The organism is Prevotella melaninogenica (genome assembly GCF_018128065.1).
In the GTDB taxonomy this organism is placed as follows: domain Bacteria; phylum Bacteroidota; class Bacteroidia; order Bacteroidales; family Bacteroidaceae; genus Prevotella.
On the sequence record NZ_CP072359.1, the window covers coordinates 360,072 to 378,203 of the forward strand.

18 protein-coding genes are annotated in these 18,132 nt (G+C 42.7%); 4 read left to right on the forward strand and 14 right to left on the reverse strand.

Annotation, left to right across the window (positions count from 1 at the left end; translation table 11 throughout):
• Window positions 1-8 precede the first annotated feature (8 nt).
• From J5A56_RS01590 to J5A56_RS01600, 3 genes are read left to right on the forward strand one after another with little or no spacing between them, the layout of a single operon-like run.
• Entirely contained in the window at window positions 9-761 is a 753-nt protein-coding gene (locus J5A56_RS01590; protein WP_021671126.1) for an SGNH/GDSL hydrolase family protein, read from the forward strand.
• A 31-nt stretch (window positions 762-792) separates the two neighbouring features.
• Entirely contained in the window at window positions 793-2,274 is a 1,482-nt protein-coding gene (locus tag J5A56_RS01595) for an MBOAT family O-acyltransferase (RefSeq protein ID WP_021671127.1), read from the forward strand.
• Between the two features lies 1 nt (window position 2,275).
• Window positions 2,276-2,761 (forward strand): hypothetical protein, encoded by a 486-nt coding sequence (locus J5A56_RS01600; protein WP_021671128.1) that lies wholly within the window; start codon window positions 2,276-2,278, stop codon window positions 2,759-2,761.
• 226 nt (window positions 2,762-2,987) lie between these two features.
• Here J5A56_RS01600 and J5A56_RS01605 read toward each other — a convergent pair whose 3' ends face one another.
• The 14 genes from J5A56_RS01605 to J5A56_RS01670 form a co-directional block, all read right to left on the reverse strand.
• Window positions 2,988-4,097, reverse strand: coding sequence for an energy transducer TonB (locus tag J5A56_RS01605; protein ID WP_021671129.1), 1,110 nt, complete (start codon window positions 4,095-4,097; stop codon window positions 2,988-2,990).
• Entirely contained in the window at window positions 4,094-4,657 is a 564-nt protein-coding gene (locus J5A56_RS01610) for a DUF4251 domain-containing protein (protein ID WP_021671130.1), read from the reverse strand. Before J5A56_RS01610 ends, J5A56_RS01605 begins: the two co-directional genes overlap by 4 nt.
• 130 nt (window positions 4,658-4,787) lie before the next feature.
• On the reverse strand, window positions 4,788-5,240 hold the full coding sequence (locus tag J5A56_RS01615; RefSeq protein ID WP_021671131.1) for a hypothetical protein: 453 nt from the start codon (window positions 5,238-5,240) through the stop codon (window positions 4,788-4,790).
• A gap of 199 nt (window positions 5,241-5,439) precedes the next feature.
• Window positions 5,440-6,783: a nucleobase:cation symporter-2 family protein gene (locus J5A56_RS01620; protein ID WP_021671132.1), complete on the reverse strand. Its 1,344-nt coding sequence runs from the start codon at window positions 6,781-6,783 to the stop codon at window positions 5,440-5,442.
• A 214-nt stretch (window positions 6,784-6,997) separates the two neighbouring features.
• A complete protein-coding gene (gene xpt / locus J5A56_RS01625; protein WP_021671133.1) occupies window positions 6,998-7,570 on the reverse strand; it encodes a xanthine phosphoribosyltransferase in 573 nt (190 codons plus the stop codon).
• A gap of 463 nt (window positions 7,571-8,033) precedes the next feature.
• Window positions 8,034-8,879 carry a DUF2589 domain-containing protein gene (locus tag J5A56_RS01630; RefSeq protein WP_021671134.1) on the reverse strand — a complete coding sequence of 282 codons (846 nt, stop codon included), beginning with the start codon at window positions 8,877-8,879 and terminating at the stop codon, window positions 8,034-8,036.
• Window positions 8,880-8,914: 35 nt separating this feature from the next.
• Entirely contained in the window at window positions 8,915-9,448 is a 534-nt protein-coding gene (locus J5A56_RS01635) for a DUF2589 domain-containing protein (protein ID WP_021671135.1), read from the reverse strand.
• Window positions 9,445-11,058 carry a DUF2589 domain-containing protein gene (locus tag J5A56_RS01640; protein ID WP_021671136.1) on the reverse strand — a complete coding sequence of 538 codons (1,614 nt, stop codon included), beginning with the start codon at window positions 11,056-11,058 and terminating at the stop codon, window positions 9,445-9,447. The genes J5A56_RS01635 and J5A56_RS01640 overlap by 4 nt, the downstream gene beginning before the upstream one ends.
• Window positions 11,059-11,070: 12 nt before the next feature.
• Window positions 11,071-11,295, reverse strand: a complete 225-nt coding sequence (locus tag J5A56_RS01645) for a hypothetical protein (RefSeq protein WP_007368758.1) — start codon at window positions 11,293-11,295, stop codon at window positions 11,071-11,073.
• A 17-nt stretch (window positions 11,296-11,312) separates the two neighbouring features.
• A complete protein-coding gene (locus J5A56_RS01650; RefSeq protein ID WP_021671137.1) occupies window positions 11,313-11,996 on the reverse strand; it encodes a DUF2589 domain-containing protein in 684 nt (227 codons plus the stop codon).
• Between the two features lie 17 nt (window positions 11,997-12,013).
• The gene (locus J5A56_RS01655; protein WP_021671138.1) at window positions 12,014-12,355 is read right to left on the reverse strand and encodes a hypothetical protein; all 342 of its coding nucleotides are present in this window, start codon (window positions 12,353-12,355) and stop codon (window positions 12,014-12,016) included.
• Between the two features lie 12 nt (window positions 12,356-12,367).
• Window positions 12,368-13,741, reverse strand: coding sequence for a DUF2589 domain-containing protein (locus tag J5A56_RS01660; protein WP_021671139.1), 1,374 nt, complete (start codon window positions 13,739-13,741; stop codon window positions 12,368-12,370).
• Between the two features lie 9 nt (window positions 13,742-13,750).
• Window positions 13,751-14,605 (reverse strand): DUF2589 domain-containing protein, encoded by an 855-nt coding sequence (locus J5A56_RS01665; protein ID WP_021671140.1) that lies wholly within the window; start codon window positions 14,603-14,605, stop codon window positions 13,751-13,753.
• Between the two features lie 52 nt (window positions 14,606-14,657).
• The gene (locus J5A56_RS01670) at window positions 14,658-15,497 is read right to left on the reverse strand and encodes a DUF2589 domain-containing protein (RefSeq protein ID WP_021671141.1); all 840 of its coding nucleotides are present in this window, start codon (window positions 15,495-15,497) and stop codon (window positions 14,658-14,660) included.
• A gap of 522 nt (window positions 15,498-16,019) precedes the next feature.
• Here J5A56_RS01670 and J5A56_RS01675 point away from each other — a divergent pair.
• The gene (locus J5A56_RS01675; protein ID WP_021671143.1) at window positions 16,020-18,095 is read left to right on the forward strand and encodes a TonB-dependent receptor plug domain-containing protein; all 2,076 of its coding nucleotides are present in this window, start codon (window positions 16,020-16,022) and stop codon (window positions 18,093-18,095) included.
• Window positions 18,096-18,132: the final 37 nt, after the last annotated feature.

Below are 18,132 nucleotides of genomic sequence, written 5' to 3' on the forward strand. Positions count from 1 at the left end.
ACAATCGTATGCACGCCCAAATAAAGACATTACTTTTGATGGCTGCTGTCATGGCAGCCATTATTGTCTATGCTGTTATCCCAACTGAGATAACAATGGGCAGCTATACTATCTGCAAGATAACGCTTATCAACCTAAGCCGACCGCTTATTGAGAAAACAAAACAAACAAAGTATACCGCTAAAAAGGTACATCGCAACCAAACAATCCTTTTCATTGGAGACTCAATGGTGGAAGGACTTTCGCGTAGGTTGGGCGATTATGCAGGTGAAAATGGACATAAACTATATACCGTTATTTGGTATAGTTCTTCTACTGAGCGTTGGGGAACTACCCAAACCTTAGAACACTTCATTACAGAATATAAGCCAACGTACGTACTCATCTGCCTTGGTAGCAATGAACTCTTTATCAATGACCTTGCTAACCGTACGCAATATGTACAACAATTGGTCAAGAAATTAGGTAATATTCCTTTCGTATGGATAAGCCCTTCTGATTGGAATGGCGATACTGGCATCAATGATGTCATAAAGGAGAATGTCGGAAAAGGACATTTCTTTGACAGTCGTAGCCTAAAACTCAAAAGAGGTAGCGACCATTATCATCCTACATGGGCTGCAGCAGCCTACTGGATGGACACTGCTGCAAAATTTATTGCAAGTAAAGAGTGTGCTAACCCACTACAACTCAATAAGCCAAAAGCCCATCACAAGGCAACAAATACAAAGCTTTTGCAACCTGCTTTTGAAGGATATTAATTAGGAACAGGCTACACAAAACGATTGATAAATGGTAAATATAACACAATTGACAACCGCCTTATTCGATTTCTTGTCCACACAAGACAAGGACTGGTCATTGTGTACATTTCCATTTATGGTTTCTTTCCTTGTTTTCTTCGCCATATACATAGGATTAAACCGCTATCGTCAGACGTGGACAAAGGCGTATGTAATTGCATTTAGCCTCTTCTTTGCCTTCAAAGCGAATGGAATACTAATGTGGCTATTGCCTATTATAACCATTAGTTCGTGGTATCTCACCCGCTTTATGATGCGATTAAAGCGTGGGAAAATACGCAAGATAGGACTTGCCATTGTCATTCTGACTGAACTACTACCCCTACTCTACTACAAATACACGAACTTCACACTTGAGATTTTCCACGAACTCTTACGCAGCAACTTCTCACCAGAGAAGATGTTGCTACCTGTCGGTATCTCATTCTTCACTTTTCAAGCAATCAGCTACACCATTGATGTCTATAAGGGACGTTATCCTAAGACCGCAGAACTAATAGATTATACTTTCTACCTTACCTTTTTTCCACTCCTTATTGCTGGTCCTATCACTCGCGCTGAGGTATTACTCCCACAGGTTCAAACGCCAAAAAACAACGTCAACGAAAACCTTGTATATAATGGTCTGTGGCTTATCATCTGCGGATTGATAAAGAAAGCGCTCATTGCTGACTACATTGCACAATACAATAACATCGTCTTTGATGCCCCAGCAAGTCAAAGCAGCTTTGGAGATTTGATGGGAGTATTAGGCTTTTCAGTACAGATTTACTTTGATTTCTCAGGCTACAGCGACCTTGCCATAGGTGTTGCAGCCCTGATGGGATACGAACTAAAGGACAACTTCAGATTCCCTTATCAGAGTCTGAACCTCACAGAGTTCTGGCATCGTTGGCATATTGCCCTCTCCACATGGTTCCGTGACTATCTTTACATCCCATTGGGAGGAAACAGAAAAGGCGAACTTCGCACCTATCTCAATAGCTTCTTAGCAATGATAGTAGCAGGTCTGTGGCATGGTGCATCATGGATGTTCATTATATGGGGTGTACTTCATGGCATTGGACTGGTCATTCATAAGCTCTGTCGAAACAATGGATTGGATAAGATACCAGACAATAAATACACAAAAGGTATCAGTTGGTTTATTACGTTTAGCTATGTCTCTCTTGCATGGATATTCTTCCGTGCAGCAGATATGACGACTGCTACAACATTAATAGACAACATCCTGCATACTATCAGTCTCTCAGATGCCTACACCTTCCTAATGGAATACCCACTATGGTTGGCTGTTGTTCTCATAAGTTTAGAACTTCATAGTATTCGAGAGACTGACTATAACTGGCTGCAAAGTAAGTTTATCAATTCTTCATGGCTTGTTAAGCTATGTATCTTTGCTGTTGTTATGCAGTTAGTTATTAATCTTAGTCATCATAGTATCCAACCATTCATCTACACACAATTCTAAGATGGTCATCAAATACAGATATAGCAGCTTATTACTCTTAGAAGCGTTATTCACACCCATCCCTATCTTCTTATTTATATGGTTTTTCTTTGGGCACAAAGGTGTAGACGCCACCCATCCTTTCATGCTCATTATCGCACTTTCAATGATACTTTATGCTGTTTCGTTTTGGCTATTCAGACTTTTTGTTGCCTGCCAAAAATTGTGGGAAAAAGACTATCTATCCATCAAAGGTGACCATATTTGCTTCTATGATTGCCTACGTCGCAAATATACGGAAGTAACTGCTGATGAGATAGAAGGGATAAACGATTACCATTATTACTTCGTTCCTTTCATCGTTCAGATAATTTATACAACAAAGGGAAGAATCTTCACCCTTCCAGAACTTACTAACGAAGGGCAAGAAAGGGTTACAGAAATCATTTACGACTTCCTATATCAGGCTGAAAAAGAGAAAGGTGAAGGGTATACAACCATACTTTAAATGAAGATAAGTATAACCTATCAACTTTCAGTCTCCTCTCTTTGGTGAAACAAAACAAATGCTTTCGTGTTTCACTCACCTTTGAAACAAGCAATAAACAAGCATTAATAGACTCTGAACCAACTCTTTATCGACAATCACATTTACATCTGTTTGCTTGGTGCGAAGCCTCCGCACCATTGGTGCTTACCATCCGCACCACACGTGCTAAGGCTCCGCACGACTCTTATTGGAAGTGTAAAGTGAGGGGAAAGTTATATCTATAAGCTACAGGTTTACCGTTATGCATTGCTGGTTTCCAACCATTTAATAATTGAAGTGCAGAAGCTATGGCACGATTTAACTCAATATTATTTACCGTCAGGAAAACAATATCTTTCAAAGAACCGTCTGTATCGACAATAAAAGAGACGTAGGTTCTTCCAGCAGAAGTTGTTTCAGGGCTAAGTCCTGTATAGGAAAGATTCTGTCCGAGAGCAGCAGCTACGTTTCCTTCAAACTGTGGCTGTACTTCTGGAATGACAGAATCAGTAGGCAAGAAAGCATATACAGCATTATTAGGAAGTTTCGTGTTGACAGCAACCGATAGTGGCTGCTTCTGCCACTTCTTAAAGTTCTTAGAGAAAAGAACGTCTATCATGTCATTCCTCACATCTGAATAAACCCCTCCACCATTATCTACACCAAGATCGAAGCGTATATTCTGGCCTATCAATGCAAACTGATTGGGTAGATGGTCCCAATCTATAGAGTCTGCAGTTTGCGTATTTGCCATATTATCTAACAGTTCACAAAGCTGATAGCGAACATTAGGATCCTGCCACAAGCGTGTCTGATTGAACACGTCTTTCTGCGTTAAAACCTTCTTATTAATAAGGTCGAAGGTGAAATAAGAATGCTTTGCCGTAATAACACTTGTCTCGTTACGCTCCTCTAAGCGAGCAAGGAAAGAAATATATCTTCCCGGCTCCAACCAAAGACAGCGTAGCCCTATATCATAATAATGCCTTTCAGCACTTGCATCATCCTTTATCGCTCGCACTTCTTTACCTTGCAAAGACTCAAACAGTTTCCAGCCAGCCTCATAACTATCAGAGGGTTGACCAAAGAAAAAGGTTGTAAGATAATGCTGCAGTTCAGGCAAAACAGAGCCATCTAATCCCTTTGGCCATTCAAAGTCCTTAGAGATAATCGTCAGCGTATTGCCTTTTTCATAGAGGTGACGGGATGACTCATAAAGCATGGCATCCTTAGATGCAACTGTTCCTGCCGACTGTGCGAACGCCACAAGGCTTACAAACAGTGACAGGAACACGGTATAAAGTCGGTTAATCATAATTTCATAAATGTTGTCTGCCGCTTCTTACTTGTCTTATGACCTTTTGGCGTGAAAATATCATTGAGTTCCATCACTCCAGAGAAGCTAATAGTTTCTTTTCCACTGGAATTAACCACAAGCGAAACAGTGGCATTATTAAATACTTCAAGAACAATCTGGTAGCTCTCAAAGTCGCTACGTGTTGTCATAAAGATGCGACGACCGTCCTTCATTGGCTCTTCCTTGTAACTCATTAGAGGTTCAACAAGTGTCAAACCGCCACCACGCCCGTAAGGAACATGATAGACCCTGCCAAAGTAAGGGAGGAAAAGACCAATAGAGTCACCGCTCACCTCCATTCCCCAATCATTCTGCAAATAGACAGCAGGGCCACGCAACGGATACATTCGGTCTACAAATACACGATAACGATGCTCTGCCAAATGAGCCTTCACAGCAGCTGTACGCAACTGTTCCATCTTTTCCTTTGGCACAGGATTACCCTCTGAGTCATAATAAGTTGTAGCACAACCCACCATTAGGACAGCTACAAAAAGAAATAAAACTAAACGTTTCATAAGTGTACCTCTCTTTCTTTTAAGTCGTTATAGTATTTCTCATGCTACTCCGCAACCATAAAATCAGATATTACCCAAAGCAATGAGGAGTCATATAGATCTATAGCTCAGGCTCGAGAGCACTTCTATACTATTCAATCTTCTCAATTCTTGGTACCTCCATCTTCTCAATAGAAGGTGCCACTTGCTTAGCAGGAAGTTCAGAAGATGGGGCTATGTCTGGAGCAGGAGCAGCGATAGGAGCATCATAGTGATTTGACTGAACTTTCTCTGAAGATGCTTTTTCCTTATCTTCTTTTCCTGTCTTAGCTTTTTCTGCCTCAGCGGCTTTCTCTTCATCGGTCATCATATCCTCTCTTGAAGGCTTCATATTAGGCCAAAGATAATTACCCACAATGTCTATTGTGTCTACATCTGCATTGCGTTGCTGCACCTCTTCCTCTTCTTGTTCAGTCATAGGTACATCATCGGAAGCCACAATAAAATTATAAATTAAGCCCAAGCATAAAAGGACAACCAGTCCGCAAAGAACTTTAAAGGTCAGTGACTTTGTAAATTTACGCTTTTTATTCTGATTTGACATAGCCTTGTTATTATTCTATTCTGTTAAGAATCAATTTAAACTTTACGGAGGAACGCAATCGGTACATTCTCCTTCTATCTTCTGCAAAGATAAACATTTAAAAGGAAAATGTACCGAAAGGATGGTAAAAAATATACTTTTTACTTGCTGAAAATACTTGAAACCTTTTTGGGTTCTTAGTTTTCAATATTGCCCGAGCTTACTCCTTAATACGAATAAAGGCATTGGCAAGGATGGCAGTAAGACCACCTGTTGTAATACCACTTGAGAAGATATTCTTAATAATATCAGGCATCTTGTCAAGAATACCAGGTACCAACTCCACGCTCAAACCCATTGCAAAACTGATAGCCATGACTAACACAGCCTTACGAGTAATCTCTGTAGAAGCAATGATACGAATACCTGCAGCAGCAACTGTACCGAACATCAACAATGTTGCACCACCCAAAACTGGGTCAGGGATAAGTGAGAACACTTTACCTACAACTGGGAAGAGTCCTAAGAGCACCAAAGCACCTGCAATAAAATAGCCAACATAACGGCTGGCAACACCCGTAAGCTGTATCATACCGTTGTTCTGGGCAAAGATAGAGTTAGGGAAACTATTAAAGACAGCTGCCAAGAAAGAGTTGAAACCATCTGCGAGGACTCCTCCCTGTGCTCTCTTCATAAAGACAGGGCCCTCAACAGGCTCACCAGAGATGAGCGAATTGGCTGTAATATCACCAAAAGCCTCAACTGCCGTTACTAAATAAATAAGTCCGATACCTATGATTGTACCCAAATCAAAGTTCAAACCATATTTGAAAGGAACTGGAATATTAAGGCTACCACTACCCTTGAGGCTTGAAAAGTCAATCATATTGAGTGCATAAGCGGCTACGCAACCTATCAATAGTCCCAACACAATGGAGCCCATACGTAGGAAACGGTTGTTTGATCGGTTGAAGAAAATAATGCTAACCAATACGAGTAACGCAAGTCCAAGGTTCTGCATAGACCCAAATGTACCAGCATCAACAGCCGACTGACCACCACCACAAGAATTGATACCTGCCTTAATAAGACACATACCAATGAGAGAAACAACGATACCTGATACCAATGGAGTGATTATCTTACGTGTGTAAGGTAAAAGACGGCTCACAACCATCTCTACAACAGATGCAACTAAACACGCGCCGAAGATGTAGCTGAGTCCCATCTCTATGTTCATTTTACCGTTAATCATGCCGAGCAGACCTGCACCGATAATAGGACTGATGAAAGAGAAAGACGTTCCCTGAATACACAGCAGACCTGCACCAATCGGTCCAAATCTACGGCACTGAACAAAGGTAGCTAATCCTGACACGAAGAGAGACATTGACACGAGGAAACCTGTGGTATCCAAATCAAATTTTAATGCCGAACTAATGATGAGTGGTGGCGTAATGATGGCTACGAAAATTGCCAACAAATGCTGCAAAGCAGCAAAAATTGTTTCACGAATTGGTGGACGATCATTCAGACCATAGATAAGTTCCTTAGACTTTTCCATTCTTTTGTTATTTAATACTTTGAAAATAAAGGTAAGCGTTTATACTTTTATAAAATGAAACGAGCAACCTTGGATACTCCAAAGTATAGCATTTCATCCCTTTAAGGTTAGATTGACGCTTCTAAAGAGTAATTCCTATCCTTTTAAGAAACGTTTTTATTACGAATACTAACCCCTATTATACAAGAAAGGTGGACGCACAAGTCCACCTCATTTATTTTTCTCTCATTTTAATCTCACAATTATCAAGTGACTCGATGATAGCCAAACTCTCACAACGAACGCCCTCCGCCTCAATCACTTCACGCCCATGTTGGAATGCTTTCTCAATGATAAAGCCCATACCTACCAACTCAGCACCAGCTTTCTTACAAAGGTCAATAATACCTTTCGCCGCATTACCATAAGCCAAGAAGTCATCAACAAACAGCACCTTATCACCTTTGCCCAAATATTCCTTCGATATCACGACGTGATACTCTCGTTGTTTCGTAAAAGAAAAGACTGTTGTTGAAAGCATATCGCTCATCGTGGAAGGCTTTTTCTTCTTCGCAAAGACTACAGGTAGGTCGAGCAGGAAGCCCATCATAATGGCAGGAGCAATGCCACTCGCTTCGATAGTGATAATCTTGTTGATTTCTGTTGAGGCATAACGGCGGATAAACTCTACACATATCTGCTTCATCAGATTCGGATCCATTTGGTGATTGATAAACTTATCTACCTTCAAGATTCCGTCAGGGAAACACTTTCCATCCTTTAGGATACGGTCACGTAATGCTTTCATTGTGCAATTAATCGTTAGTCTGTTTCGAAAATTAATTGCCTACAAAAGTACTAAAAATCTCAAATATAAAGAACAATACTTGTGCTTTTTTCTACATCTTTCCAAATATTATCCTTAATACATTTATGTCATGCACTATCTGAAAGAATTACAGTAGGTATCCTCTTAAACCTAAATCAGTTTATCAGGGCACAACACACATCATTATTTAACCCAAATCTCATTCGAAATGCTCACCACTCCAAGGTGCTGCAAAAACACTGACCTAAGCGAAGAAAAACGGTTCTGACTAATAAGAAATCCGAAGAGTGACAGAGAAAAAGGAAATACAATTTACTCATTGCTTCCTATCTCTTTCACTCCTCGGATTTATCTATAAATTCATAAGCTTGTAAGAAAGGAGTCATTACAAATCCTTCATTACAAGAACGCTGCCCCAGAACCCCTTACCGCAAAACATCTGCTACAACACCTCTACCATTACCGCATCTATGTTCTTTTTCTTCAATGCTTTCACAATAGATCTGGCTGTAGCAAAATCTGTCTCAAGCGGGATGGTCTTCATTTTACTCTTGAGAATATTATTAAGCGAAGTTCCCGTAAGAGCACTATTATTATGACAACGTGAATTGACAGTGTTCACCACGAACGGCTTCTGATCCTTGTGAGGTTTGGTAATTAACTGGATATTATATCGAGGCTGCACATCAGGCTTTTCGTCCGTCTTCTCTGGATCAGAAGGCGGAAGAACTGGCGGTTTGGGGTCAACAATAGGCTCTTCCTGTTTTATCTCTACAAGCTGGTTATTGAAGATTTCGATAAGTTTGGAGATACCCATTGGCATATCCGCTGTGGTAACACAGAGGTTTACATCTATACACCGCTTGCTTTTATATTCCTCCTTAGTAACATCCGTAATTGCACCAGAGTCACCGGGAGCAGAATACTTTGCCTTGAGTTCTACCTTATTGTCCTGTATGCTGCTCTCCGTAACCGTTGCCTGAAAGGTCAGGTTAACCTGTTCTATCTGCAGATAAGGAACAGGCACGATACAGACAAGTGGCATAATGAGTCGGTTTACCACTCCGCCACTTTCAAAGTAGAAGGTTACGGTGACAGGCTCAAGGTTGTAAGGGTCTCCGTCTTGTTTTCTAAACACCACCCCATTGAGATAATCAAGGGTAGCCTGAGCAGCCTCTTCTTGAGCATTGACACAGGCAGACAGAGGTCCGCCAATGATGCGATTGAAATCAAGTGCGTTCAGCGGAGAGTTCTGCTGACTTTGGTTGGGAGCATTGGATTCAGGCATATTCTTTCTGTTTTAGAGGTTCTTGGAATTGATACTTATTGATTATCCGTCGGCTCGTCAGGCTTCCGAATGCGGATGCAGTTGTTACCTACTATCTGCAACAAACGTGACATGCCGCCCGCAGGGAGTTCAGCAGAGGCTTTAATGTTCACACGAATGTTATTGCGCACATCGTATCCTGTCTGCCGTGATTCGGTCAACAGTTTATTGGAGGGCGAGAAACGCACCTTTAATCCTTCCTGCTGACTGGTATTTGAGGACATGATACTCACGAAGAAAGTAAGATCAGCCTGACTGATTTGCAGGAAAGGAAGCGGCACCAGTACCAACAGGGGCACACGGAGAGTATGACTTTTCCCATCCATCTGAAGAGAGAACGTCACCATTACAGGCTCAGAACTGCCGTCGGAGGAACGGAAAGCCGTGCGTTCAATGAGGTCAAGCGACTTTTCCAAAGTCTCATGCTGTGCCTCAACGCAGTCGGCAAGCGTCTTGCGCATGACGTCAGAGAGCCACATGGCATCTTGATACGTCTTCCTTCTGGGTGTATCATTCTGGATTTTACTCATTTCTTCTTACGTGATTTGACTTTCCCACTTTTCAGGGATTTGTCTACCTTTTCTCCCTTAACGCTCTCCCCATCAATTACTCGATCATTGGATGCTGAACGCGTAACCACACGAGGACGGACTGGTCGCTCTACATTGATAGTCCCTTCTGTTTCTGTAAGTCTATCAATAACACCAGAGGGTATTCTACCCGGCCGATCTATCTGAATAGGTTGTTCTACTTTAATAGGTCGCTCCACATTTATAGGTCGCCCTATGTTAATAGTACCTCCTACATCAGTAATGCTATCTATAATATCAGGGCGTACAATACCGGAGTCAATTATACCAGGGCGATCTATTTGGACAGGTCTCTCTCCCAAATCAGGCTTTGTTATCTTACCATCCTGACCTACTGTACCCAGATCTATAATGACAGCAGCACGTTTACGCTCATTGTCAAGCACATAACCCACAAAGTCGGTATAGGCTTTATCGATATAGCCACCCTCAAGATAACACTTGGGTAACTTGTTGTTGTTGAGTTCGCCGTAAGTGTACCAGCCATTATATCGTTTGCTGAAACTCGCAAGGTCTTCCTTGAGAATACGCTGACCATTATCAGAAGAGAGTGTATCAGGATAGATACGCTGTGCTGTCCTAAGTGCAAGCAACAGATGATTGCGCAACCAGTCATGTCTGTTGTCACCACGTAACGTTTCCTGTCGTTCGATGTTCCATTGTATACTCTTACCAGGGTCAAAAGTGCATTCCGGATGCGGTTTCTTCCTATTGGTTTCAGGCAATGCAAAAGGATTGTTAGGGTCAGGACGATTTTCACGTATGCGACGCTCCAGAGCTTCTTTCTTCATTCGCTCCCTCTCTTCTTTCAGTTTCTGTTCCCTTATCCACTCCTCTTCAGAGTGTTCTTTATGATACTTGAGTGCCTGTACGAGGTCTGCAATCTTTTCACGACGCTTTTGTTCTCTGACTCTACGGCGTTCTCTCTCACGCTCTCTTTCTTCTTCAATGCGCTTCTGTTCCTCAAATTCAGCCTCTCTGATAGCACGTTGGCGGGCTGCTTCCCACCGCATATCCTCCACTTCTTCGGCTGTCAGAGTCTCTTGTATAATGAGATTATTGCCAAAGAACTCAAGCATTTTCGCCATACCGGCTGGCATATCGCTAGTAGCGGCACGAATATTGATACCCATTTTGCTCTGCATCGAAATAGACTTTTCATCCTCTTCGGTGCGTTTGTACCCCTCCGAAGCATATTTTGCTTCCATCTTATCGCTGTCGCAGGCAGTTATGTCGGCCGTAAAAGAGAGGTCAACATAGTTAATGCGCATATATGGGATAGGCACGATGGTCATAAGCGGTACCGTCATGAGTGTGGGAACTCCTCCCATTATGAATGAAAAAGTAACGGTAATAGGCTCTGTACCCTCAATATCAAGACTCGAATCTGCCATCGTGAAACCACGGATAAAATCCATTGTAGTCTGCGCAGCCTCAGCTTGTGCATGTACACATGCTGCCAATGGACCGCCGATGATGTTTCCGAAGGGGATGGAATTGAGGGCGCTCACGACCTGTTTGCCTGCATTTGTGTTAGTTCCATCTTGCATAGTGTTACGGAATTATCGTTGGAATGAACTTGCCTTCTTGAGGTTCTGTTGTGCCTCTTCGACGTTTTTCAATATCTCCATCGCCCGCTTAGACTCGTTTCGGTTGATATTCAGCACGAGGTGACAGTGTGGACAGTGCAGTCCACTTGCCGAAAGCAGTTCTGTGATGGAAGTAGAAATGAATGTTCCACATTTAGGACAATTGAGTCCTGGGGTTTTCTGTTGATTATTTGTCATAGTTAATAAGTTTGAAGTTATTCTTGGTTTTTGTCTTTTGTTATCACCTTGATACTGCTGTCAGTTGCTTGCAGTAATCCGCGCATACCATCGGGCAGCTGGACTGGTTCGAGCTTGACATGTATCTTAATGTTTGTCATCTTCTTTTCCATTTCCATGGACTTTGATGTTTCTGTCGGCACAGGTCTGATGAGTCTGACACGGACACCAGGTGCTATTATCTTTCTCCTCAGCATTTCTTCTCCCAGCTTATCCGCCCTTTCTTCTTTAGAAACAGATCTTAACCTTTTCTTAAATAATGGATAACGCTTCAAGAAGTACTCACGCTCTTTACCGCTCACAACAGTCTTGATATCAATTTGCGCTTCGATATCGAATGTTGCTTCAGAAACACGCAGCACAGGAAGTGGTAGCAGTGACAGCTTAGGGATAGAGATAACCTGACGCTCTCCATCAGAATCTGTCATTTCAAAGTCTATCATCTTGAGCCTTTCCCGCCCTTTTGCATTTGCAGAGGGCATCAGTGCGTAGTCACGCAGCACCTTCAGGTAGTCTTCAGCAGCCTTCTGGTCAGCGGCAACAGTTGATTGAATCATTCCCGTCAGCATATCTGCCAACGTCATGTCCATCGAAAACTTATCTCTGTTACCAGACATATCTTCAGGACGAATATCCTTGGTATTGGTAGTATCGTTGCCCATAATGCATTATCAGAGGTTTATGATTCAGTGATTTTTACGCTGTCCTGTGGTGAGACCTTCAACGAAAGGCTATGAACGGCACTCTCTGGTAATACCGCCAGACGGTCAGCATCTACGATAACATCCATTGACTGAATGCCGTCTTCTGGGATTTCACCGGTTTGTCCACCGTCAGAGTCTATTGCGAACCGGAAAGTTATTTCCATATCACCGATGGTCACGGCAGGCAGGTTCAGCTGATGAATAACACCCGTACCCTCATATTGTTCAGCAAGTGCTTCTGTAAGGAGGTTAGCTTCATGCTGCGCAGACAGAACGTCGCGCAACACAGAAGCTATTACATCTTGCAATTTCGTCATATTGAAATTATTTTATGATACAAATACTATGCGTTGCAGTTTCCCTGCAGTAATGTTATAGGTTCCTTTTTCACTGAACACAAGCAGCATATTGTCGCCACTCTGCAGCAAAGTAGGAGTTTTCTTGCCGTTAAGCTGCACGCATTTCACCGCTGTTGGCTGGTAAGCTCCCTTTTCGTCACGATAGTTTACCGATATGGCAGCATACCCGTTGACAAGTGAAACCTGCTCTGTCGACACCTGAAGGATACCATTTGGGTCTATGACTTCCGTCGACTCATTAAGTACACCTAACAGTTTGTCGATTCCACGAGGCATTTCACCTTCGCTTGCAGTGATGGTAACGTCCATCGTTGTTTCCACACTGTAACGTGAGTCACGGGTTGCACCGGAATCTTTCTTTGACGAATAGCTGGCTGACAAGGTTGCCTTAGGGCTTGACTTGGTCTCCGCTTCAGCTTGTTTAGCATTCTGACCTGCTGCACCTCCCTTATCCGTTGAGGGTTTCTGCGCTCCTCCTCCAGAGGAAGAAGGCTTAGCAGATTTATCATTGCTATTCAATCCAAAAGAGGTATTGACAGGTGTTCCGCCACTTCCGACAGAAGCCACAACCGATGAGATTGCATCCACCTTCGCCTTGAACGTATAGTTCATGGACGTTATGGAGAGGCGTGGCACAGGCATCAGCGTAAGCAATGGGACCCGCATCTTTACCTGTTTGCCATCGCGGACGAAGTTCATCGTGACATAGATTATCTGTCCCTGTCCGTCCTTGCCCACTTTTATGCCTTCTTCACGGATGTAACTGAGCGTTTCCTTTGCAAGGTCACGCTGTGCCTTGATGGCCGCACGTAACGGATTACCTATAAGTTTATCAAACGACAGCTTATCAAGCAGGTTCAGGGAGTCTTCCACAAAAGCCTTATCAATCTGCACTTCGTCCAAATCCTTCATCTGATCAGCTAATGACGGTTGGCTTGCACCTCCCTTATTGTCAGTTCCGACAGCATTCTTGACACCATCAAGAGCACTCTTACCTTCTTCAACAATTCCACCTTTTTCCTCTTTCGAAGTATCAGCAGCGTTCTTGTCTTTAGTCTCGGTATTACTGTCTTTATCCTCAGCTTTACCTCCGGCATCTTTATCGGAATCCTTACCCTTACCGCTGTCAGTGCCTAACAGATCATTAGCCTTGTCTTCTATCTTTTCTTTAACCTTGTCTTTAACAGTATCCTTAACCGTATCTATAATATCAGTAAGGATACCACCGCCCTCTTTTCCAGATTCACCTTTTGCGGCATCTCCGTCCGTTTTCGGGTCTTGTTCCGTAGGCGGGGAGTTATTGGTAAGATTATCATCTTTTCCTATATTCTTATCATCTGGCATAGTCGGTTACTATTTAGTTACTTTAATGACCAGCATTTTCTTGCCAGCCTTTGCACAATAGAATCCCTCTTTCTTGAACTCGCAGAGTACTCCAGTGTCATCGGCAGTTGTCCGACATTCTTTGTCTGTAAGCGCACTGCCCGTCTTAGAGTCCTTATACTCATATAAATTAATATCTTCAGGCATATAATAGCCTTCGCTATTCTTATAAGAGATATAGGTACTTCCTCCACCTACCAGGCTGACAACCTGGTCAGAGGCGTGCATTTCACCCTTTGTGTCCGTAGAGTCAATAGAGTTGCTGAGTACCTCCAGCACCTTAGCCATTCCAGCAGGCATATCATCCTGTCCAGCCTTGACATTCACGTCCATCGTATATTCCACGCTGTACTTGGAATCACGTGTGGCTGTGGAGTCTTTCTTGCTTGATATGCTGGTACTCAATTCTACACTGGCACTTGCTATGAGATAGTTTACTCCTGCCTTTGCCTTCATCCCCGCCTCAAATCCAAAGGATTTATGTACGGACTTTGAAGTAGATGCTGCCGCAGAGATGCGTGCCTTGAAGGCAATATCAATCTCTCGTATAGCAAGGTAAGGAATCGGAACTATCGTCAGCAATGGCAGGCAAAGAGTTGCCGAACGCCCATCTTTGCGGTATTCGAAACTCACATAAATTGCCTTCTTTCCACCGTCCTCAGTGTCTGTCAGTCCTACATCTCTGATAAACTCCCAGGAAGATTGTGCAGCTTTTGCCTGAGCATCAATGCAGGCAGTTAGCGGACTTCCTATGAGAGTACCAAAAGGTAATGACTGCAAAGCATTTGTGGCGACTTGAGAAGGAGTCGTGTCAATGGATGCCATAACCTTGGAAAGATTTAGAAATTAATAAATGAACAATACTTTCGAGGAGATATTACTTCGGCTGAGCAGGAGCAACAGGTGCTGCAGACTCTGCAACCTTTATCTCTATTGCATGTGCATCACCATATAGAATCTTATGAGCACCTACAGCCAGTTCAAACTCCTTCGTCTTCTCCATCTTATTTTCCGTACCCGCAGCACCATTCGAGCAGGTGATACCAGAAGAATCATACAGTCCAGCAGGTGTCTTATACTGTGCGATAACCTTTGCTGTCTTGCCTTTTTCCACATAGAACATGGTATCGTTTACAGTCAACTCTCCATCTGGTGAGCAGAGATCCATTGCAGCACCTAACATTTCAAGAATCTTTGCCATACCTGCAGGCATAGACTCCTGACCGGCATGCACAGCCACGTCTATAGTGGTTTCAATACTGAATGATGAATCCTGCGTACTTTTGGAATCGTGTTTAGAAGAATAAGAAGTCTGCAGACTGGTTGTCTTTCTCTTAAACCATCTCTTTGTATTTCTTGTGTAATCCCTCTTATACTCACTTGAATATTCATCAGTAAAAGAAGTGTTTTCAACACCAGTGACAGTTGCCTTGAAGTTGATGTCAATAGAATTGATAGCAATATACGGAATAGGAAGAATCGTCAGCAGGGGCACGCTGATGGTCACCTTTCGTCCATTCTGTATAAAGTTAAAATACACATAGATAGCCTCCTTCGTGCCATCCTCCAATTGATTCAGACCCACCTCTTGAATAAAATTCACCGTAGTCTGTGCTGCCTCTGCCTGTGCCAAGATACAAGCATTCAACGGTCCACCAATTAAGTTGTTAAAAGGAAGTCCTTGCAACGCGCTGATAGTTTTACCAGTTACTCCCATAGTGTTAAGTTTTTAGTTAGGTTCTTTAAATGGACAGATTGACAAGATAGAACCTGTATAAATCCTGTCATGTCCGTTAGTTATTTAGTTATATAAATAATGCAGCTTCTGTTAAAGTAATAGTCAAATCTATGTCGCAAATATAGAAAATAAAATGATTAGTTCCAAATAATTGAACAAAAAAAAACAATATTCCTTTTAAAAAATTCAAAAAGAAACTCTATTAACTTGACTGGGATTACTAACCAGACTATTCCCAAACCCTGTCAAGGTTTTTCTTTACATGCAACTTACGAACTTTCTAAAGGGAATATATGGACAATCTATGAAGCTACAGGGAATTACAATCATTATATTATAAGGTCATGACACATAATTTCTGTTTTGACCAATGACGTTCTGTCCGCCTCACAACAGCGAATAATACGGATAATTCCTCGCCATTACAAAAAGTTTTAGTACTTTTGCACTCGTTTGCCGGTAAGGGAACACCCCCTTTCCGACGTTTTCTTTAATTATATTATGTACAAACCAACATTTCAAAAACGCAGCGTTCTGAAGTTCAAACACTTCACCAACCACGGCTATTCGCTCTTTGCTGTTCTTGGCAAAGAGGTACTGATTGGTGTACTGAGCGTCGCTACCTTACAAAATGCTACTGCCAAAGGCATTAGCGTTGAGACAGAGAAGGCAGAGATGGACTCAACTATCACCAACAGAGGCGTCATGATGGAGGAAGTGAACGTGACAGGAACGCGAGCACCACTGACAGTTAGTCAGCAAGCGAGAATGGTAACTGTACTGAGTCGTGAGGATATCCAGGCGGCACCGGTACAAAGTGTAAACGATTTGCTAAAGTATGCCGCCGGAGTCGACGTCCGACAGAAAGGTCCTTTAGGTGCCTTAACTGACGTAAGTATCCGAGGTGGCAACTCAGAACAAATCACAGTCCTCCTCAATGGTATCAACATCTGTGATGCACAAACAGGTCATAACGCCTTCGATTTCCCCGTTGACATTAGTGAAATCGAACGAATAGAAGTCCTTGAGGGACCAGCAGCCCGCGTTTATGGTACATCTTCTTTATTAGGTGCTATAAACATCGTAACCCGAACTCCACAGAAGACAAGTCTCTCTGCCCATATTGAAGGTGGCTCATACGGCTATCTTAGTGCTGGCGTACGTGGAAACATTACTTCAAAAGACCGTTGGAACAATCAGCTATCAGCCTCTTACACCCACAGCGATGGTTATCTTCGCAACAAGGTAGGCAATCTAAACGCTGACTATCGTACAGCAAAAGTCTTTTATCAAGGTAACTACACGGATGAAGACATTGCCATTCGCTGGCATACAGGTATAAGTATAAAGGACTTTGGTTCTAACACATTCTACTCTTCAAAGTTTGATGACCAGTTTGAACACACGTTAAAAACCTTCACTGCCATTCAAGCAGAGAACCTTCGTGGACGTTTCCATATCCGTCCTGCCATTTATTGGAATAGGAATATGGATCGCTTTGAGCTCTTCCGTGGTGCAAACAATAAGTACCCTTTCAACTATCATCGCACAGATATCTATGGTGTCAACCTCAATGCTTACTTTGATTGGACACTTGGACGTACCGCCTTCGCCGCCGAGCTACGCAATGAAGATCTCGTAAGTGGCAACCTCGGTGAGCCTCTCTCACGTCCAAAACATATCCATGGAACAGATAGAGACTATACAGTCGGACTGAACCGCACAAATATTCAGTTTGCCCTTGAGCATAACATTATCCTTAACCGCTTCACGCTGTCAGCTGGTTTGACCGCTGTCAAGAACAGTCAGGCTGATATGCCCATGCATGTTTATCCTGGACTGGATGCAAGTTATCGTATAGGCAACGCTTGGAAAGTATATGCCTCTTATAACGCATCACTCCGTATGCCTTCATTTACAGAGCTATTCTATTCTGTTGGCGGTCATAAAGCAGACAAACATCTTCGCCCAGAAGAGCTTTCAGCATTTGAGACAGGTGTAAAATACGACAACAACGGTGTCACAGCGAAGGCAAGTGTTTACTGGAATCATCACAAGAACCTCATTGATTGGATTAGTGACGGCACCTTAGATGCCAACGGAGCATTAATCTGGAAGAGCGTCAACTTCGGTAAGATAAATGACTTCGGAGCAGAAGCCTCAATCGACTTCGACCTCCATCAGCTTTTCCCATCACAACGATTCTTCAAGAAATTTGGAGTGGCTTATAGCTATATCAACCAAGACAAAGTAGAAGACATAGGCTACGTGAGCAAGTATGCTTTAGAGTATCTGAAGAATAAGTTGGTCAGCAATCTCCAGCTGAACCTCTGGCGCAATCTTGACCTTGGTTTCTACTATCGCTTTCAACATCGTATGGGAAACTATATTGACACGAACAACCAGCGACAAAGTTACAAGAGCTATGGCGTTGTTGATAGTCGTATGACTTGGAATGCAAAGAAGTGGACGGCATATATTGAAGCAAACAACCTATTTGGTGCCCATTACGTTGACTATGGCAATGTTCCACAGCCAGGCGCATGGGTCGTTGCAGGCGTCAGTTTCAATCTATAACGAGTTCTTTTCATAAAATGTACATGGCCTGCTTTCG

Excerpts from the sequence above, each read along its gene's own strand:
- J5A56_RS01595 (WP_021671127.1), top strand. The coding sequence starts at position 793 with ATGGTAAATATAACACAATTGACAACCGCCTTATTCGATTTCTTGTCC.
- J5A56_RS01600 (WP_021671128.1), top strand. The coding sequence starts at position 2,276 with ATGGTCATCAAATACAGATATAGCAGCTTATTACTCTTAGAAGCGTTA.
- J5A56_RS01670 (WP_021671141.1), bottom strand. The coding sequence starts at position 15,497 with ATGGGAGTAACTGGTAAAACTATCAGCGCGTTGCAAGGACTTCCTTTT.
- J5A56_RS01675 (WP_021671143.1), top strand. The coding sequence starts at position 16,020 with ATGTACAAACCAACATTTCAAAAACGCAGCGTTCTGAAGTTCAAACAC.
- J5A56_RS01605 (WP_021671129.1), bottom strand. The coding sequence starts at position 4,097 with ATGATTAACCGACTTTATACCGTGTTCCTGTCACTGTTTGTAAGCCTT.
- J5A56_RS01615 (WP_021671131.1), bottom strand. The coding sequence starts at position 5,240 with ATGTCAAATCAGAATAAAAAGCGTAAATTTACAAAGTCACTGACCTTT.
- J5A56_RS01630 (WP_021671134.1), bottom strand. The coding sequence starts at position 8,879 with ATGCCTGAATCCAATGCTCCCAACCAAAGTCAGCAGAACTCTCCGCTG.
- J5A56_RS01665 (WP_021671140.1), bottom strand. The coding sequence starts at position 14,605 with ATGGCATCCATTGACACGACTCCTTCTCAAGTCGCCACAAATGCTTTG.
- xpt (WP_021671133.1), bottom strand. The coding sequence starts at position 7,570 with ATGAAAGCATTACGTGACCGTATCCTAAAGGATGGAAAGTGTTTCCCT.
- J5A56_RS01620 (WP_021671132.1), bottom strand. The coding sequence starts at position 6,783 with ATGGAAAAGTCTAAGGAACTTATCTATGGTCTGAATGATCGTCCACCA.
- J5A56_RS01660 (WP_021671139.1), bottom strand. The coding sequence starts at position 13,741 with ATGCCAGATGATAAGAATATAGGAAAAGATGATAATCTTACCAATAAC.
- J5A56_RS01655 (WP_021671138.1), bottom strand. The coding sequence starts at position 12,355 with ATGACGAAATTGCAAGATGTAATAGCTTCTGTGTTGCGCGACGTTCTG.
- J5A56_RS01650 (WP_021671137.1), bottom strand. The coding sequence starts at position 11,996 with ATGGGCAACGATACTACCAATACCAAGGATATTCGTCCTGAAGATATG.
- J5A56_RS01635 (WP_021671135.1), bottom strand. The coding sequence starts at position 9,448 with ATGAGTAAAATCCAGAATGATACACCCAGAAGGAAGACGTATCAAGAT.
- J5A56_RS01610 (WP_021671130.1), bottom strand. The coding sequence starts at position 4,657 with ATGAAACGTTTAGTTTTATTTCTTTTTGTAGCTGTCCTAATGGTGGGT.
- J5A56_RS01590 (WP_021671126.1), top strand. The coding sequence starts at position 9 with ATGCACGCCCAAATAAAGACATTACTTTTGATGGCTGCTGTCATGGCA.
- J5A56_RS01640 (WP_021671136.1), bottom strand. The coding sequence starts at position 11,058 with ATGCAAGATGGAACTAACACAAATGCAGGCAAACAGGTCGTGAGCGCC.
- J5A56_RS01645 (WP_007368758.1), bottom strand. The coding sequence starts at position 11,295 with ATGACAAATAATCAACAGAAAACCCCAGGACTCAATTGTCCTAAATGT.